The organism is Sphingorhabdus lacus, assembly GCF_009768975.1.
GTDB classification, from domain to species: domain Bacteria; phylum Pseudomonadota; class Alphaproteobacteria; order Sphingomonadales; family Sphingomonadaceae; genus Sphingorhabdus_B; species Sphingorhabdus_B lacus.
The window spans coordinates 2,383,204-2,397,500 of record NZ_CP035733.1 but is presented as its reverse complement, the minus strand read 5'-3'; the positions used below and the strand labels follow the sequence as shown (position 1 = coordinate 2,397,500).

Below are 14,297 nucleotides of genomic sequence, written 5' to 3'. Positions count from 1 at the left end.
ACAGGCGATGAAGGACGTGGCACGCTGCGATAAGCGTGGGGGAGCCGTGAGCAGGCTTTGATCCCACGATTTCCGAATGGGGAAACCCATCCTCACTATTTAATTTCAACGCTGAGTAATCAGTTTTGGAGTTAAATAGGAAGGATATCACTTAGCTGAATAAAATAGGCTTAGTGAAGCGAACCCGGAGAACTGAAACATCTCAGTACCCGGAGGAAAAGACATCAACCGAGATTCCGTTAGTAGTGGCGAGCGAACGCGGACCAGGCCAGTGCCTGGTGTTTAATTAGCAAAAGCTTCTGGAAAGTAGCGCCATAGTGGGTGACAGCCCCGTATGCGAAAATGAAACATCAGGACTTGAGTAGGGCGGGACACGTGTAATCCTGTCTGAATATAGGGGGACCACCCTCTAAGCCTAAATACTCGTATATGACCGATAGCGAACTAGTACCGTGAGGGAAAGGTGAAAAGCACCCCGATGAGGGGAGTGAAACAGTACCTGAAACCGAATGCTTACAATCAGTTGGAGCCTCTTTATGGGGTGACAGCGTACCTCTTGTATAATGGGTCTGTGACTTAATGTATCATGCAAGCTTAAGCCGTTAGGTGTAGGCGTAGCGAAAGCGAGTCTGAATAGGGCGACTGAGTATGATGCATTAGACCCGAAACCCGGCGATCTATGCATGACCAGGTTGAAGGTGCGGTAACACGCACTGGAGGACCGAACCGTTCAATGTTGAAAAATTGTCGGATGAGTTGTGCTTAGGGGTGAAAGGCCAATCAAGCCGGGAAATAGCTGGTTCTCCGCGAAAACTATTGAGGTAGTGCCTCGGATGTTTTCCGATGGGGGTAGAGCACTGGATGGATGCGGGGGTCGCGAGATCTACCAATTCTAACCAAACTCCGAATACCATCGAGTTAGTCCGGGAGACAGACGGCGGGTGCTAAGGTCCGTCGTCAAAAGGGAAACAGCCCTAACCTACAGCTAAGGTCCCCAAATCATATCTAAGTGGTGAAGCATGTGGGATTTCCAAAACAACCAGGAGGTTGGCTTAGAAGCAGCCATCCTTTAAAGAAAGCGTAACAGCTCACTGGTCTAAATAAGAGATCCTGCGGCGAAAATGTAACGGGGCTAAAGATATGTACCGAAGCTTAGGGTGTGCAATTTATTGCATGCGGTAGCGGAGCGTTCCGTAGGCCGATGAAGCGATCTGGTAATGGGTCGTGGAGGTATCGGAAGTGCGAATGCAGACATGAGTAGCGATAGGAGGGTGAGACACCCTCCCGCCGAAAGACCAAGGGTTCCTGCTTAAAGCTAATCTGAGCAGGGTAAGCCGGCCCCTAAGACGAGCCCGAAGGGGGTAGTCGATGGGAACCACGTTAATATTCGTGGGCCTGGTGGTGTGTGACGGATCTCGTGAGTTGTCAGTTCTTATTGGATTGAACTGGCTTCGAAGAGGTTCCAGGAAATAGCCCCACCGTATAGACCGTACCCGAAACCGACACAGGTGGTCAGGTAGAGTATACCAAGGCGTTTGAGAGAAGTATCCTGAAGGAACTCGGCAAATTGCCTCCGTACCTTCGGAAGAAGGAGGCCCTCACATTGCGCAAGCAGTATGAGGGGGCACAGGCCAGGGGGTAGCGACTGTTTAGCAAAAACACAGGACTCTGCTAAGTCGGCTTCAAGACGACGTATAGGGTCTGACGCCTGCCCGGTGCTGGAAGGTTAAGAGGAGGAGTGCAAGCTCCGAATTGAAGCCCCAGTAAACGGCGGCCGTAACTATAACGGTCCTAAGGTAGCGAAATTCCTTGTCGGGTAAGTTCCGACCTGCACGAATGGCGTAACGACTTCCCCACTGTCTCCAGGATATGCTCAGCGAAATTGAATTCTCCGTGAAGATGCGGAGTACCCGCGGTTAGACGGAAAGACCCCGTGCACCTTTACTGCAGCTTCAGAGTGGCATTAGGAAAGAACTGTGTAGAATAGGTGGGAGGCTTTGAAACTTGGGCGCCAGTCCGAGTGGAGCCGAAATGTGAAATACCACCCTGTTGTTTTCTGATGTCTAACCCAGGACCGTTATCCGGTTCGGGGACCCTCTGTGGCGGGTAGTTTGACTGGGGCGGTCGCCTCCTAAAGAGTAACGGAGGCGCGCGATGGTAGGCTCAGGACGGTTGGAAACCGTCTGTTAGAGTGCAATGGCATAAGCCTGCCTGACTGCGAGACTGACGAGTCGAGCAGAGACGAAAGTCGGTCATAGTGATCCGGTGGTCCCTCGTGGAAGGGCCATCGCTCAACGGATAAAAGGTACGCCGGGGATAACAGGCTGATGATTCCCAAGAGCTCATATCGACGGAATCGTTTGGCACCTCGATGTCGGCTCATCACATCCTGGGGCTGGAGCAGGTCCCAAGGGTTTGGCTGTTCGCCAATTAAAGTGGTACGTGAGCTGGGTTCAGAACGTCGCGAGACAGTTTGGTCCCTATCTGCCGTGGGCGTCGAAATTTGAGAGGAGTTGACCCTAGTACGAGAGGACCGGGTTGAACATACCTCTGGTGTACCTGTCGTGGCGCCAGCCGCGCAGCAGGGTAGCTATGTATGGACGGGATAACCGCTGAAAGCATCTAAGCGGGAAGCCTCCCTCGAGATTAGATTTCATCGAGTCGTAGTAGACCACTACGTTGATAGGTTGGGTGTGGAAGCGCAGTAATGCGTGAAGCTAACCAATCCTAATTACTCTTTTCGCGCTTGAAGTCCCACCATCAATGACAGTGCTGACTAGTTCAGTATGTCGATGGCGGATGATTAAGTCACACCAGATACTTTTTTCCCTGCACGGGCATCGATTATAACCCAATATCACTTGATTGTGAGCGCCTGCTTCATTGCTTGGTGGCCATAGCGTTTGTGACCCACCCGATCCCATCCCGAACTCGGCCGTGAAACCAAACTGCGCCGATGGTACTACCGCTTAAGCGTTGGAAGAGTAGGGCGTCGCCAGGCATTGCAGCCGGCGCTCGCAGGCAAGTGCATTGGATAAACCCATTCATAATTCAAAAGGCGGACCGCTGTCGACATTCGATGGTGTCCGCCTTTTTTTGTTTTGATTGCATGCTTCGGCATCAATCAAGTTGGTAGCGCGGGATGGAGCAGCCCGGTAGCTCGTCAGGCTCATAACCTGAAGGTCGTAGGTTCAAATCCTACTCCCGCAACCAACTTTTCCCCCTAAAACAGAGCTTTACAAACCTCGCTGCTACCAGCGGGGCTTTTGTCGTTTTAGCTGGCGTCATCTCGTGCGCACGCGAACAAGTCCAATTTGACATCGTTTACTAGCACCTCTTCCATACCGGTTGCTCCTTACCATCCCGCCGTTTTATTTGGCCTTTACCAAACCACGCAGTTAGCAAGAGTTTTCTGGAGGACGCCTATGACGAAATCATTGCTTTCCCTGCTCGCTCCCGCCGTTCTGGCAGGCTCTTTATTTGTTTCTCCGGCACGGGCGGATGAACCTGCGCTCTTGCTGGTCGATGGACATAATGATCTTTTCATCCGCTACATGGATTGTCCGTCCTGCCCGCGCGGGTTGGATGCCTATGATATTCGCAACAGGACGGATGGCGATACCGATATACCCCGGCTGCGCGAAGGTGGCGTAGGTGCCATTTTACTCAACGTGTTTTCAAGCGACAAGACGACCAAGGGAACTTTGGGAGCTTTTGATTTCCTCAGACATCTGGAATTGAAATATAGGGATCACTTCGAAGTCGCAGCGACCGCGGCCGACGTCCGCAGGATTCATGGCGCTGGCCGGATCGCACTCATTCCGACCATGGAAGGGGCAGGACGATTGGAAAATGACCCCCTCATGGTTCGCACGCTCCAGCGCCTCGGTCTTCGTGCCGTCACTCTTGCCTATCAGACGAATGATCTGGCCGACGGGGCTAATGCCACGCCGCGCCACAACGGCTTGTCTGATTTGGGTCGGGCGATCGTAGCGGAGATGAACGACAGCGGCATATTGGTCGACCTGTCGCATGTATCGACCAAAGTGATGCACGATGTGCTGGATGTGACCAAAGCGCCGGTTATTTTCAGCCATTCATCGGCGCGGAGCCTTGTGAATGTGGAACGGAACGTGCCGGACGATGTGCTAAAGCGCGTCGCGAAAAATAGCGGCATAGTGATGGTGTCGCTCGTCCCCTATTTCACTAGCCAAGCCCACGCCGATTGGGTGAAGCGGGAAGAGGTGCTGTCCAACCAGATTGGCCAGGACTTTGAAGCAAAACGTATCACACAAGCCGAGGGCGACAGGCTGTGGACCGAATGGCACGCAGCGAATCCAGAACCCAAAGTCAGCGTCTCTGCCGTTGCGGATCATATAGAGCATATACGCACGATTGCGGGCATCGACCATGTCGGCATCGGCTCCGATTTCGACGGCATGCCAAACAAGATCACGGGACTCGAGGATACATCCAAATTCCCCAATCTGTTCGCCGAATTGCGACGCCGGGGATGGAACGCCGAAGAGCTGCAGAAACTGGCGGGAGAGAATTTTCTTCGGGTGATGGAAGACGCAGAAAAAATTAGCCGTAAATAGTTCGCCAAATCAACGCGGCGGCATTGACAACGCCCAAACAATACGGCATCCGCGCGGCCTACCCCGTGCCCAGATGGCGGAATTGGTAGACGCACCAGCTTCAGGTGCTGGCGCTCGCAAGGGCGTGGAGGTTCGAGTCCTCTTCTGGGCACCATTTTCATAAATATTTGATATTTATGAATCGCATCATTCATCTACCCAGCATTGGTAAATTGAGCGTTTTTCGCAACGGCCGCGAACCATGCGGGCTTTTGCGCCCTTGGTTAGACTTACCAACTGTTGCGTTCCTTAGAAAATTCGAGCCGCGCCGAATATTCGCATGCTCTTTTCTGGGCATTTCCGTGCGGACTGCCGATCGACATTCCTGCCTAATCCGTAAAAACTATCCAAATATTTCAGATTGATGACAGTTATTTCCCGATCCATTTGATATTAGGGGAATAATCCATCCGAGCTGTCGTTGTCGCATTGTAATTCTTACGATTTCAATCTTCAACGCGGGAGGGCGACCTTTGCTTCTGGACTTAGCGAACGCCACGGCTGGCAAGCTGTTTGGACCAATTTCACGCTCGAACCCGTATCGCTGCCAGGCGCGTTGGAAGTCGAATGATGCAGGCTGCGGATCATGATCGTCAGCCCCATTCGCCTGCCGAGTCCCCGCATTGCGCTCTACTCGCATGACACCATGGGACTGGGCCATATCCGCCGCAACCAGTTGATTGCCATGGCGCTTGCCGCACCGCCGTTGAATGCCACGGTGCTGTTGATCACCGGCGTGCGCGAGGGCGGTGCCTTTCCTATGCCGCAGGGGATCGATTCGGTTGTTCTACCCGCCTATCGCAAGGATGCCGATGGCGGCTATTCATCGCGTTCGCTCAACATCGGTATCGATCAACTGACGCGCTTTAGGGCGGACCTCATTGACCTCGCGCTCAAACGGTTCCAGCCTGATCTGTTCATCGCCGATAATGTCCCGGGCGGCGCTCTCGATGAGTTATTGCCAGCGCTTGAACGGATGCGGCGCGATGGGAACACGCATTGTGTGCTCGGTTTGCGCGACATATTGGACGATCCCGAAACGATCCGCCGCGAATGGGAGCGCCGCCGGAACTTCAGCACGATCGCCCGGCTTTATGATGCGATCTGGGTCTATGGCGATCCGGCCGTATACCCCACGGCGGACATCTATGATTTCCCCGCCGAGTTGAAAGCCATCACCAGCTACACCGGCTATCTTGATCCCTTTCGCTCGTCGGCCAGCCGCATGTCGGCACAGGGTGTCGATGCGGATGTGCGCAAGACTGTCCTGTGTTCGGTGGGTGGCGGACAGGACGGCTTTGCGCTCGCCTGCCATTTCGCCGCCGCTCCTATGCCCGCGCACATGCGTGGCCTGATCGTGACAGGCCCTCTGATGCCGAACGAGAAGCGCGAAGCATTGCTCCGCATGATTGCGCACCGCGAGGATATGGAGCTTGTCGAAGGGGTGTGCGATCTTGTGCCGCTTCTTGTGCGTGCCGATCGGGTCGTGGCTATGGCGGGCTATAATACCGCCAATGAAATTCTCGCGTCGGGCCGACCCGCCCTGTTCGTCCCCCGGTCGACGCCCCGCACCGAACAACTGATCCGCGCGCGCCGTCTGGAAGAATTGGCGCTTGCCTCCTGCCTGCCCGATGCGCAGGCTTCGTCCGATGCCATCGGCCGGTGGCTCGCTTTGCCCACCGGTCAGCCGAACGCGCGCGCCAGCATCGATTTTGGCGGGCTGGACGCCATTGTCACATGGGCGGGCGAAATCACCAGCAGCCATGCGTGCGAACATACCGCGCTGCCACCCCTTCAGCTCGCGTCAGTCGGGCTTGCCTAAACCGGAAAGGAATTCCCCCGATGCATATCGGCTATGTCGTCAAGCGCTATCCCCGCTTTTCGGAAACATTCATCGTCAACGAGATACTCGCCCATGAACGGGCAGGGGTTCCGGTCGAGATCTTTGCCGTGCGCCGGGTTAATGAGCCTTATTTCCAATCGATCCTTGGTCAGGTGCGCTCGCCCGTGCACTATATTTCGGACAGCACGCCCAAGGCGGAAGGTCTGTGGACCGCCCTGAAGGATGGCGCGAAGTCGCTGCCCGGCTTCTGGGACAATCTGGAACGGTTTCGCAACGAGGAATTGCCCGACGTGCTTCAGGGGATTCACCTGGCAATTGCCGCACGCAAGGCAGGCGTCACCCATTTGCATGCCCATTTCGCTACGGTCGCAACCACGGTCGCCCGCATCGCCGCATGCTTTGCCGGCATTGGCTATAGTGTCACGGCACACGCAAAGGATATTTTCCATGCCGATATCGACCCTCTCAAATTGCGACCCAAGCTGGCGGATGCGAAGGCGGTGGTTACGGTTTCGGATTTCAATGTCGATTATCTGGCGACCACACACGGCTTTCGTCCCCCGCATGTGCAGCGCATCTACAACGGATTGTGGCTGGACGAATTTCCCTATTCATCACCGGCAATCCGGCCCAAGCATATTGTCGCGGTCGGACGTCTTGTCGAAAAGAAGGGCTTTTCGACTCTGGTCGAGGCCTGTGCCCTCCTTGATGCTGCCGGCCAGGAATTCACCTGCGAGATTATCGGCGACGGCCCACAACGCGCTGACCTGGCACAACGCATCGAAGAAAGCGGCCTGTCGGACAAAGTCCGTCTCGCAGGCGCGCTACCCCGCCCGAACGTCATAACCGCGCTGCAGTCCGCAGCGGTCAGCGCGCTACCCTGCATCGTTGCCGATGATGGTGACCGCGATGGTCTGCCGACCGTTCTTGTGGAAGCAATGGCTCTCGGCACACCCTGCGTCTCGACCGATGTCACTGGCGTTCCCGAAGTTGTGAAACATGGTACGACGGGCCTTTGTATAGAACAGCGCAACCCGAAGGCGCTGGCCGAAGCGCTTGGGGCTATCCTCGAAAATCCGGCAATGCGCGAGCGGCTGGCGTCGGAAGCGCGGGCGATGATCGAACGTGATTTCGACGTTGATCAAAATGCCGCCTATCTGCGTACTTTCTTTTCCGCCCGCGCCGCAACGGTCGCATTGCGGCGCGCGGCGGGATGACGGCGATGCGGATTGCCTATATCTGCGCCGACCCCGGTGTGCCGGTTTTCGGGACGAAAGGATGTTCGATCCACGTTCAGGAAATCGTCCGGGCCTTGAGCCGTCTTGGTCATGAGGTAACGCTGTTTGCCCGCCGGCGGGGTGGGGAAGCGCCCGCTGATCTTGCGGATATCCATTGCGTCGATCTGGCCAAGCCGGATGCGGCCGCCGGTTCCGCGCGTGAGCTGCAATTGGTCCAATTGGACGCCGATATCGTGCCGCTTCTGGAAACCCATGGCCCCTTCGACATGCTGTATGAACGCTATGCCCTGTGGAGCAGCGCGGCGGTAAAATGGGCGCAGCGCAACGTCGTGCCTTCGGTTCTGGAGGTCAACGCTCCCTTGGTGGAGGAGCAGGCGACGCATCGGGAACTGGTCCACCGTGAACTTGCCGATATGCTTTCAAGCGAAACCTTTCATGCTGCAAACCGGATTGTCGCCGTGTCGACGGGCGTTGCCCGATGGCTCATCCGCGAAGCTGTGGAGAGCGCAAAGATCGACGTCCTCGCCAACGGTGTGGATGCCGCGCGCTTTGCACCGGAATATCATCCCCAAAATGGTGCGCCGGTCATCGGCTTTGTCGGTACCCTCAAGCCTTGGCACGGGCTGGACATCCTCGTCGACGCCGCCGCACAGTTGAAAGCGCAAGACTTGCCATTCCGGCTGTTGCTGGTCGGTGACGGCCCCGAAGGTGCCGCAGTCGAACACGCTTTGGCCGACCGCGGATTGACGGACCGCACCGAATTGACGGGGGCGGTAGCTCCTGCGGAGATACCCGCATTGATTGCCCGGATGGATGTTGCAGTTGCCCCTTATCCCGATCTGGCCGACTTCTATTTCTCCCCGCTCAAGGTCATGGAATATATGGCGGCTGGCCGGGCAGTCGTTGCCAGCCGGATTGGCGATATAGACGGGCTGATACGGCACGGCGAAACAGGTCTGCTGTGCGCGGCAGGTGACCGGGACGCACTGGCCCAGGCCTTGGGCGAACTCATCCGTTCCTCCCACAGCCGGTCGCGGCTGGGGTCGGCGGCGCGGCACCATGCCCTGAACGAACTCGGCTGGGACAGTGTTGCGCGGCGGATATTGGAACGATCCGGGGAATCGGTAGCGTGCTGAAACGAAGGCACCCCCCGGCACGCTTCGGCGAGCTGCGCACCGGACTGTCGCGCGTGTACCGCCATGTCGCGCCCTATCTGCGCGCCCAACGTCGGCTCGCTTTTGGTGCAGGAATGGCGCTGATCGGCGCAACGGCTCTGCGCCTCATTGAGCCTTGGCCTCTGAAGCTCGTCATCGACCGCGTGGTCGCCAGCACCCCTGCGGCCAGCAGCGGTATTGCCGCGCTGGATGCACTGCCGTCCATGACCCTCTTGTTTCTGTGCGCCGGACTTGTTCTGCTCAGCGTCGGCCTTCGCGCGTTGTGCGAATATCTGGCGACGGTCGGCTTTGCGCTGACCGGGTCGCGCGTTCTTGGCCAGTTGCGCCATGATCTTTACTGCCATTTGCAGCGTCTATCGCTTGCTTTTCACGAGACCACACGGACTGGCGATCTGACAATGCGTGTGGTGAACGATGTGTCCTCCATGCGTGAGGCGATGGTGACGGCCATGTTGCCCTTTGCAACCAATGTGCTGATCCTTGTCAGCATGGCCGCGGTCATGCTGGTCCTGGACTGGCGGCTGGCGTTGGTGGCGCTGGCCCCGCTGCCGCTGCTTGCATTAGCGACCGTCCGGCTGGGCGGGCGGATCCAGCAGGTCAGCCGCGACCAGCGCAAGCGCGAAGGCAGCATCGCGGCAACGACTGCCGAGGCGCTGGGCGGTATTCGCGTCGTGCAGGCCCTATCGCTCGAAAGCCGCATGGCCGGTGCCTTTGCCGCGAAGAATGATGGCGCCCTTACCGATGGCGTCAAGGCCAAGCGGCTGTCGGCCAGTCTGGAACGTGCAACCGATTTGATCGCCGGGCTCTCGACGGCGTTGACGCTCTGGTATGGCGCTGTGCTCGTGCTGCGCGGGGAATTGACCGCCGGCGATCTGGTCGTTTTCCTGACCTATTTGAAAAACACCTTCCGTCCCGTCCGGGACTTCGCCAAAAATTCCAGCCGCATAGCCAAGGCGACGGCTGCCGGTGAACGCATTGCCGACCTGCTCGAAGAAGAACCCCAGATTCGTGAAGCCGCGCACGCCTATAAGGCTCCGCACTTTTCAGGTCAGATAAGCTTCAACCAGATCTCCTTCGCCTACCCCAATGGGCGCAAGGTGCTCAATGGCTTTACCTGCGATATTGCGCCGCGCGAACTGGTTGCGCTGGTTGGGCCTTCGGGGACGGGCAAGAGCACCATCGCAAGCCTGTTGCTGCGCCTGTATCAGCCGTCGGGTGGCACCATCCAGATTGACGGGCATGATGTCTCCGACCTGACACTTGCCTCGCTGCGGGGACAGATTGCGGTGGTCCAGCAGGACAATTTCTTTCTGGCCGATACCGTGCGCGAGAATATCGCGCTGGCCCGGCCGAACGCGAGCAGCGCGGATATCACGGCGGCGGCGATATTGGCGGGCGCCCATGACTTTATTTCCATGATGCCCGACGGCTATGACACGGTGCTGGCCGAGCGCGGCGCATCTTTGTCGATGGGGCAGCGGCAACGGATTGCCATTGCCCGCGCCGCCTTGCGCGGGTGCCCGATCCTCGTCTTTGACGAACCGACCAATGGCCTTGATCCGGACAATGAAGCGCTGATCAACGAAGCAATTCACCGGCTTTCCAAGCGGGCAACGGTTATCCTGATCACCCATGACATGGCCGTTGCGGCAAGTGCCGACCGTATCCTGGTTCTCAGCGACGGGCGCATTGCCGAGCATGGCACGCCGCAGGAGTTGCTGGCGAAAGGCGGCGTGTTTTCCGCCATGCAGGCCGAGCGTAGCCCTTCCCAGAGGGGAGGCGTCCATGCTCACTTCGGCTGATCGCGAACTGGTGGCCCGCGACCCCGCGTTGCCGGGTCTGGCTTTGCTGCTGGACAGTTCCGCGCTGCTCGACTTCCTGCGCCATCGCTACCCGCATCTGGTCCTCGACACTTTGTCGTCCACCTATTTGCGTTACAAGCCCGGAACCAGTTGTGTTGCAGGTTTCAGCCTGTCGGTAAATGGCGTGCCGACATGGCTGACCTTCACCGCGCGGCCCAAGGATGCCGCCGACAAGCTGGCGAAGGTGACGAATAAGCAGGGCATAGACGGGCCCTTTGGTCCGGGGCGCGTTGTTTTCCCCGAAATCGCGATCAGCATGGCGTGCTTCCCCAACGACCCGCAGTTGAAACGTCTGTGGCGCATCACCAGTGCAGAGGCGCAAGCTCCACTATTGGCAAGGCTGGGGTTGCCGCGCGATGCCACGATCATTCCGCTGCGTTATCGGCCAGGACGCCGGTTTGTGGCGCAAGTCCGGCAACAGGACCGGCCCATTGCAGTTCTGAAACTGCATAGCGCCGAAAGCTATACCCGCGCGCTGGGTGCAGCCCAGATTTTTGCCTCGTCCGGTGCGCTCAAGGTTCCCGACTTTCTGTCCTGCTCGGATCGCTATGGTGCCGTTGTCAGCAGCTGGGTGTCCGGCGTTGCTGCGCGCGCAACACCGGAAACCGCGCATCAGATAGGCTGGGCGTTGGCGTCGTTGCACCGCCAGCCGGCAACAGGCTTGCGCCGTCTCAGCCTTGCAGAGCAACAGGCCAGTGCGCGCTTTCTCGCCGCAGATATCGCCGCGCTTCGTCCTTGCTTGGGAAAACGGGCTGTCCTGCTGGCCGAGGCCATCGCCACAGCATTGGACAGCGACGCTGCTCCGGTGGCGTTGCATGGGGACTGCCATCTGGAACAATTTCTGCTGCGCGGGACCGACACGATCTGTGTCGACTTTGACGAAGCCGCGAGCGGTCCCGCCGCCTGGGATCTTGGCAACTTGCTTGCGCATCTTGTGGCGGATGGCCTGCCGCAGGTTGAGTCCATCGCCTTTCGCGATGCGTTGGTCGATGGCTATCGCGCGCAGGGTGGCTCAATCACTCCCCATGATCTGGATGCCCAGATGGCGTTGGGTCTCCTTCGCCTTGCAACCCGTCCCTTTCGGGAACGATGTGCAGATTGGCCCGCTGCAATCGCTTCGATCCTGACCTTGGCGGAAAATCTGTGCCCCGTACCTTCAAACAATTTGACGGGCGCAGCTATTCTTCAAGGTTGCCCCGAAGACCCCGCTATCCCGCATATTGCCGCAGCCCTGGAACCGGACGAGGTGAACCGGGCGCTTGTCGAGGCGGGATGTAGCGCCCGCGTCGAAGCGGCGCAGCTTGTCCGGCACAAGCCCGGCCGCCGCTGCCTGATCTCCTATGTATTGCGTGACCAAGACGGCAGGTCGTTTGCAGCTTATGGAAAAATCCGCGCGAAGGGTGCCGATAGCCGCAGCTTTGCCGTGCAGCAGGAGCTTTGGAACAGCGGCTTCGGACCCGATGGGCAGTCGGGCGCATATGTTGCCGAGCCACTCGCCCTGCTTCCACATCTGGGCATGTGGGTTCAGGCGAAAGTGCCCGGCAAGGCTTTCTCGACCCTGACATGCGATGCGGGCCAGGCAGCGCGCGCTATCTCGGCGCTGCACAAGTCCGGGGTGCGACCGTTGCGGCGTCATCTGGTCGCCGATGAACTGGCCATATTGGACGAACGCTTGACCATGCTTGTCGACCGGCGTCCCGAATGGGCGTCGCAGATTGCCGACATCCGTCACGCCGCGAACGAGCGGGCTGCGCACCTTTTGCCGATCGCACCGGGTCCCATCCATCGTGACTTCTACCACGACCATTTGCTCAGCAATGGGACGGACCACTATCTCATTGATCTGGACTTGCTCTGCCTTGGCGACCCTGCGCTCGATATCGGGAATTTCAATGCACATCTCACAGAATGGGCGTTGCGCGAGTGGAATGATCCCGAAAAATTCGCGGACTGGCAACGGCAGTTTACCCGCAATGCGTGCCGGGAAAATCCGGTGACCCGACCCGAAAACATCGCCGTCTACGAATTTCTCTCGCTCGTCCGCTTGCTCGAAATCAGCGATCGCATGCCCGAACGCCGCGCGAGTGCCCCCGCCTTGCTGGAGCTGTGCCTTGCGCATGTCCAGACACTACCCCTATACCGCAGGAGTCCCAAATGATCCGCAAAAGCTTTGGCATGGGCTTTGCCTTTTGCATTGCCAACACTGCCTTACTGCCCGTTTCCCAGGCGCAGGCCCAGACGAAGGCGTCTGTGCCTGACGAAAGTCTGTTCGGCGATAATACCGTCAGACTGGACGAAGAGGATGATCTGCAGATCAGCGCCCGCCTGACGATAGAAGGCAGCCTGTTGGATGACATCGATCTCGACAGTCTGACCGACGATTCCCAGGCCCGCATCCAGCCCGAGGCGCGGGTCGATGTGCTGTACACCCCCGATGATGATATCGAGATACTCGCTTCGGTCGAGGCAGGCTTTGACCTTGATCGGCGTACCGGTCAGTGGGATTCGATCGAGCGGTTGGAAATCCGCGAGCTGAACATTTTGTTCGACGATTTTCTTGCCAAGGACTTCCAGCTTCAGGTCGGGCGTCAGGATGTGGAGGATGGCCGCGAATGGCTTTACGACAGCCGCCTCGACGGAATCCGCGTCGCCTATGACCACCGCCAATGGCGTATCGAAGCCATGTGGGGCCGCGAGGAGTTGGTGCGTGCCAATCTCCTGAAGAACCAGCCGGTGCGCCGCAAGGTCGATAACTGGTTGTTCCACGCGGAATATGAAGCCACCCCCGACTGGGATATCTCGGCCTATGCCATCAAGCAGAAGGATCTGCGCGCCAGCAACATCAGCCCCCTGACCATCGGCATCCAGTCCGAAGGCCGGATGGGGCAGATCGGACACTGGCTTGAACTCGCCCAGCAAAGCGGCACGTCGGGCACACGCAAGCTGCGTGCAAGGGCAGTGGACGCGGGCGTCATCTGGCATCTTCCCCTACCTGCAAAGCCGGCATTGTTCGCAGGCTATGCCCATGCCACCGGCGGCGGAGATGCCACCAAGGACAAGGGCTTCCGGCAAACGGGGCTGCAGGATAACGAAGACCGCATCACCGGCCTCGGCAATGTGCGCTATTATGGCGAAGCGCTTGATCCCGACTTGTCCAATATCGAAATATTCACGCTCGGAATGGGCATCCGTCCCACCGCGTCCAGCTCGCTGGAACTGATCGCCCACCGCTACCGGCAGGCAGTGCGGGACGATGACGATGTCCGCGGCTCCCCAATCTCGGCCGAACTCAGCGGCGACGACCGCGACATTGGCACCGAAATTGACGTCGCCTTTTCGACCCGCCTTGCAAAACCCGTCGCGCTGGAGGCTAAGGTCGGATGGTTCATGCCCGGTAAGGGATTTGATACCTTCAGGAAGGACGCCATCCTCGCCAAGGTCCGGCTGGTATTCCGGTTCTGATTTCGCCTTTTGGGCAGCGCATAAAAAAGCAGCTAGCAACTTGAGGTCGCTAGCTGCCTGATACTTTCCCTAAATAGGGG

At 58.1% G+C, this 14,297-nt stretch carries 7 protein-coding genes, 2 tRNA genes and 2 rRNA genes (1 of these 11 running past the window's edge); all 11 read left to right on the top strand.

Annotated elements, in window-relative coordinates; all coding sequences use genetic code 11:
• Positions 1 to 2,751 (top strand): 23S ribosomal RNA (locus EUU25_RS11200); it begins 41 nt to the left of the window's first position.
• Between the two features lie 135 nt (positions 2,752 to 2,886).
• Positions 2,887 to 3,001: ribosomal RNA gene (gene rrf, locus EUU25_RS11195) — 5S ribosomal RNA — on the top strand.
• 135 nt (positions 3,002 to 3,136) lie between these two features.
• Positions 3,137 to 3,213, top strand: a tRNA-Met gene (locus tag EUU25_RS11190).
• Positions 3,214 to 3,425: 212 nt separating this feature from the next.
• Positions 3,426 to 4,598 (top strand): dipeptidase, encoded by a 1,173-nt coding sequence (locus tag EUU25_RS11185; RefSeq protein ID WP_158901011.1) that lies wholly within the window; start codon positions 3,426 to 3,428, stop codon positions 4,596 to 4,598.
• 67 nt (positions 4,599 to 4,665) lie between these two features.
• A tRNA-Leu gene (locus tag EUU25_RS11180) sits at positions 4,666 to 4,752 on the top strand.
• Positions 4,753 to 5,223: 471 nt separating this feature from the next.
• Complete coding sequence (locus tag EUU25_RS11175; protein WP_158901009.1) at positions 5,224 to 6,459, top strand: glycosyltransferase family protein; 1,236 nt, start codon at positions 5,224 to 5,226, stop codon at positions 6,457 to 6,459.
• A gap of 20 nt (positions 6,460 to 6,479) precedes the next feature.
• Entirely contained in the window at positions 6,480 to 7,697 is a 1,218-nt protein-coding gene (locus EUU25_RS11170; RefSeq protein WP_158901007.1) for a glycosyltransferase family 4 protein, read from the top strand.
• A gap of 5 nt (positions 7,698 to 7,702) precedes the next feature.
• The gene (locus tag EUU25_RS11165; protein WP_158901005.1) at positions 7,703 to 8,854 is read left to right on the top strand and encodes a glycosyltransferase family 4 protein; all 1,152 of its coding nucleotides are present in this window, start codon (positions 7,703 to 7,705) and stop codon (positions 8,852 to 8,854) included.
• Positions 8,848 to 10,695: an ABC transporter ATP-binding protein gene (locus tag EUU25_RS11160; RefSeq protein WP_222848787.1), complete on the top strand. Its 1,848-nt coding sequence runs from the start codon at positions 8,848 to 8,850 to the stop codon at positions 10,693 to 10,695. Before EUU25_RS11165 ends, EUU25_RS11160 begins: the two co-directional genes overlap by 7 nt.
• Positions 10,679 to 12,913 (top strand): aminoglycoside phosphotransferase family protein, encoded by a 2,235-nt coding sequence (locus tag EUU25_RS11155; protein ID WP_158901003.1) that lies wholly within the window; start codon positions 10,679 to 10,681, stop codon positions 12,911 to 12,913. Before EUU25_RS11160 ends, EUU25_RS11155 begins: the two co-directional genes overlap by 17 nt.
• Positions 12,910 to 14,217, top strand: a complete 1,308-nt coding sequence (locus tag EUU25_RS11150) for an alginate export family protein (protein WP_158901001.1) — start codon at positions 12,910 to 12,912, stop codon at positions 14,215 to 14,217. The genes EUU25_RS11155 and EUU25_RS11150 overlap by 4 nt, the downstream gene beginning before the upstream one ends.
• Positions 14,218 to 14,297: the final 80 nt, after the last annotated feature.

Coding starts and splice junctions, on each gene's coding strand:
- EUU25_RS11185 (WP_158901011.1), top strand. CDS start 3,426: ATGACGAAATCATTGCTTTCCCTGCTCGCTCCCGCCGTTCTGGCAGGC.
- EUU25_RS11175 (WP_158901009.1), top strand. CDS start 5,224: ATGATCGTCAGCCCCATTCGCCTGCCGAGTCCCCGCATTGCGCTCTAC.
- EUU25_RS11170 (WP_158901007.1), top strand. CDS start 6,480: ATGCATATCGGCTATGTCGTCAAGCGCTATCCCCGCTTTTCGGAAACA.
- EUU25_RS11165 (WP_158901005.1), top strand. CDS start 7,703: ATGCGGATTGCCTATATCTGCGCCGACCCCGGTGTGCCGGTTTTCGGG.
- EUU25_RS11155 (WP_158901003.1), top strand. CDS start 10,679: ATGCTCACTTCGGCTGATCGCGAACTGGTGGCCCGCGACCCCGCGTTG.
- EUU25_RS11150 (WP_158901001.1), top strand. CDS start 12,910: ATGATCCGCAAAAGCTTTGGCATGGGCTTTGCCTTTTGCATTGCCAAC.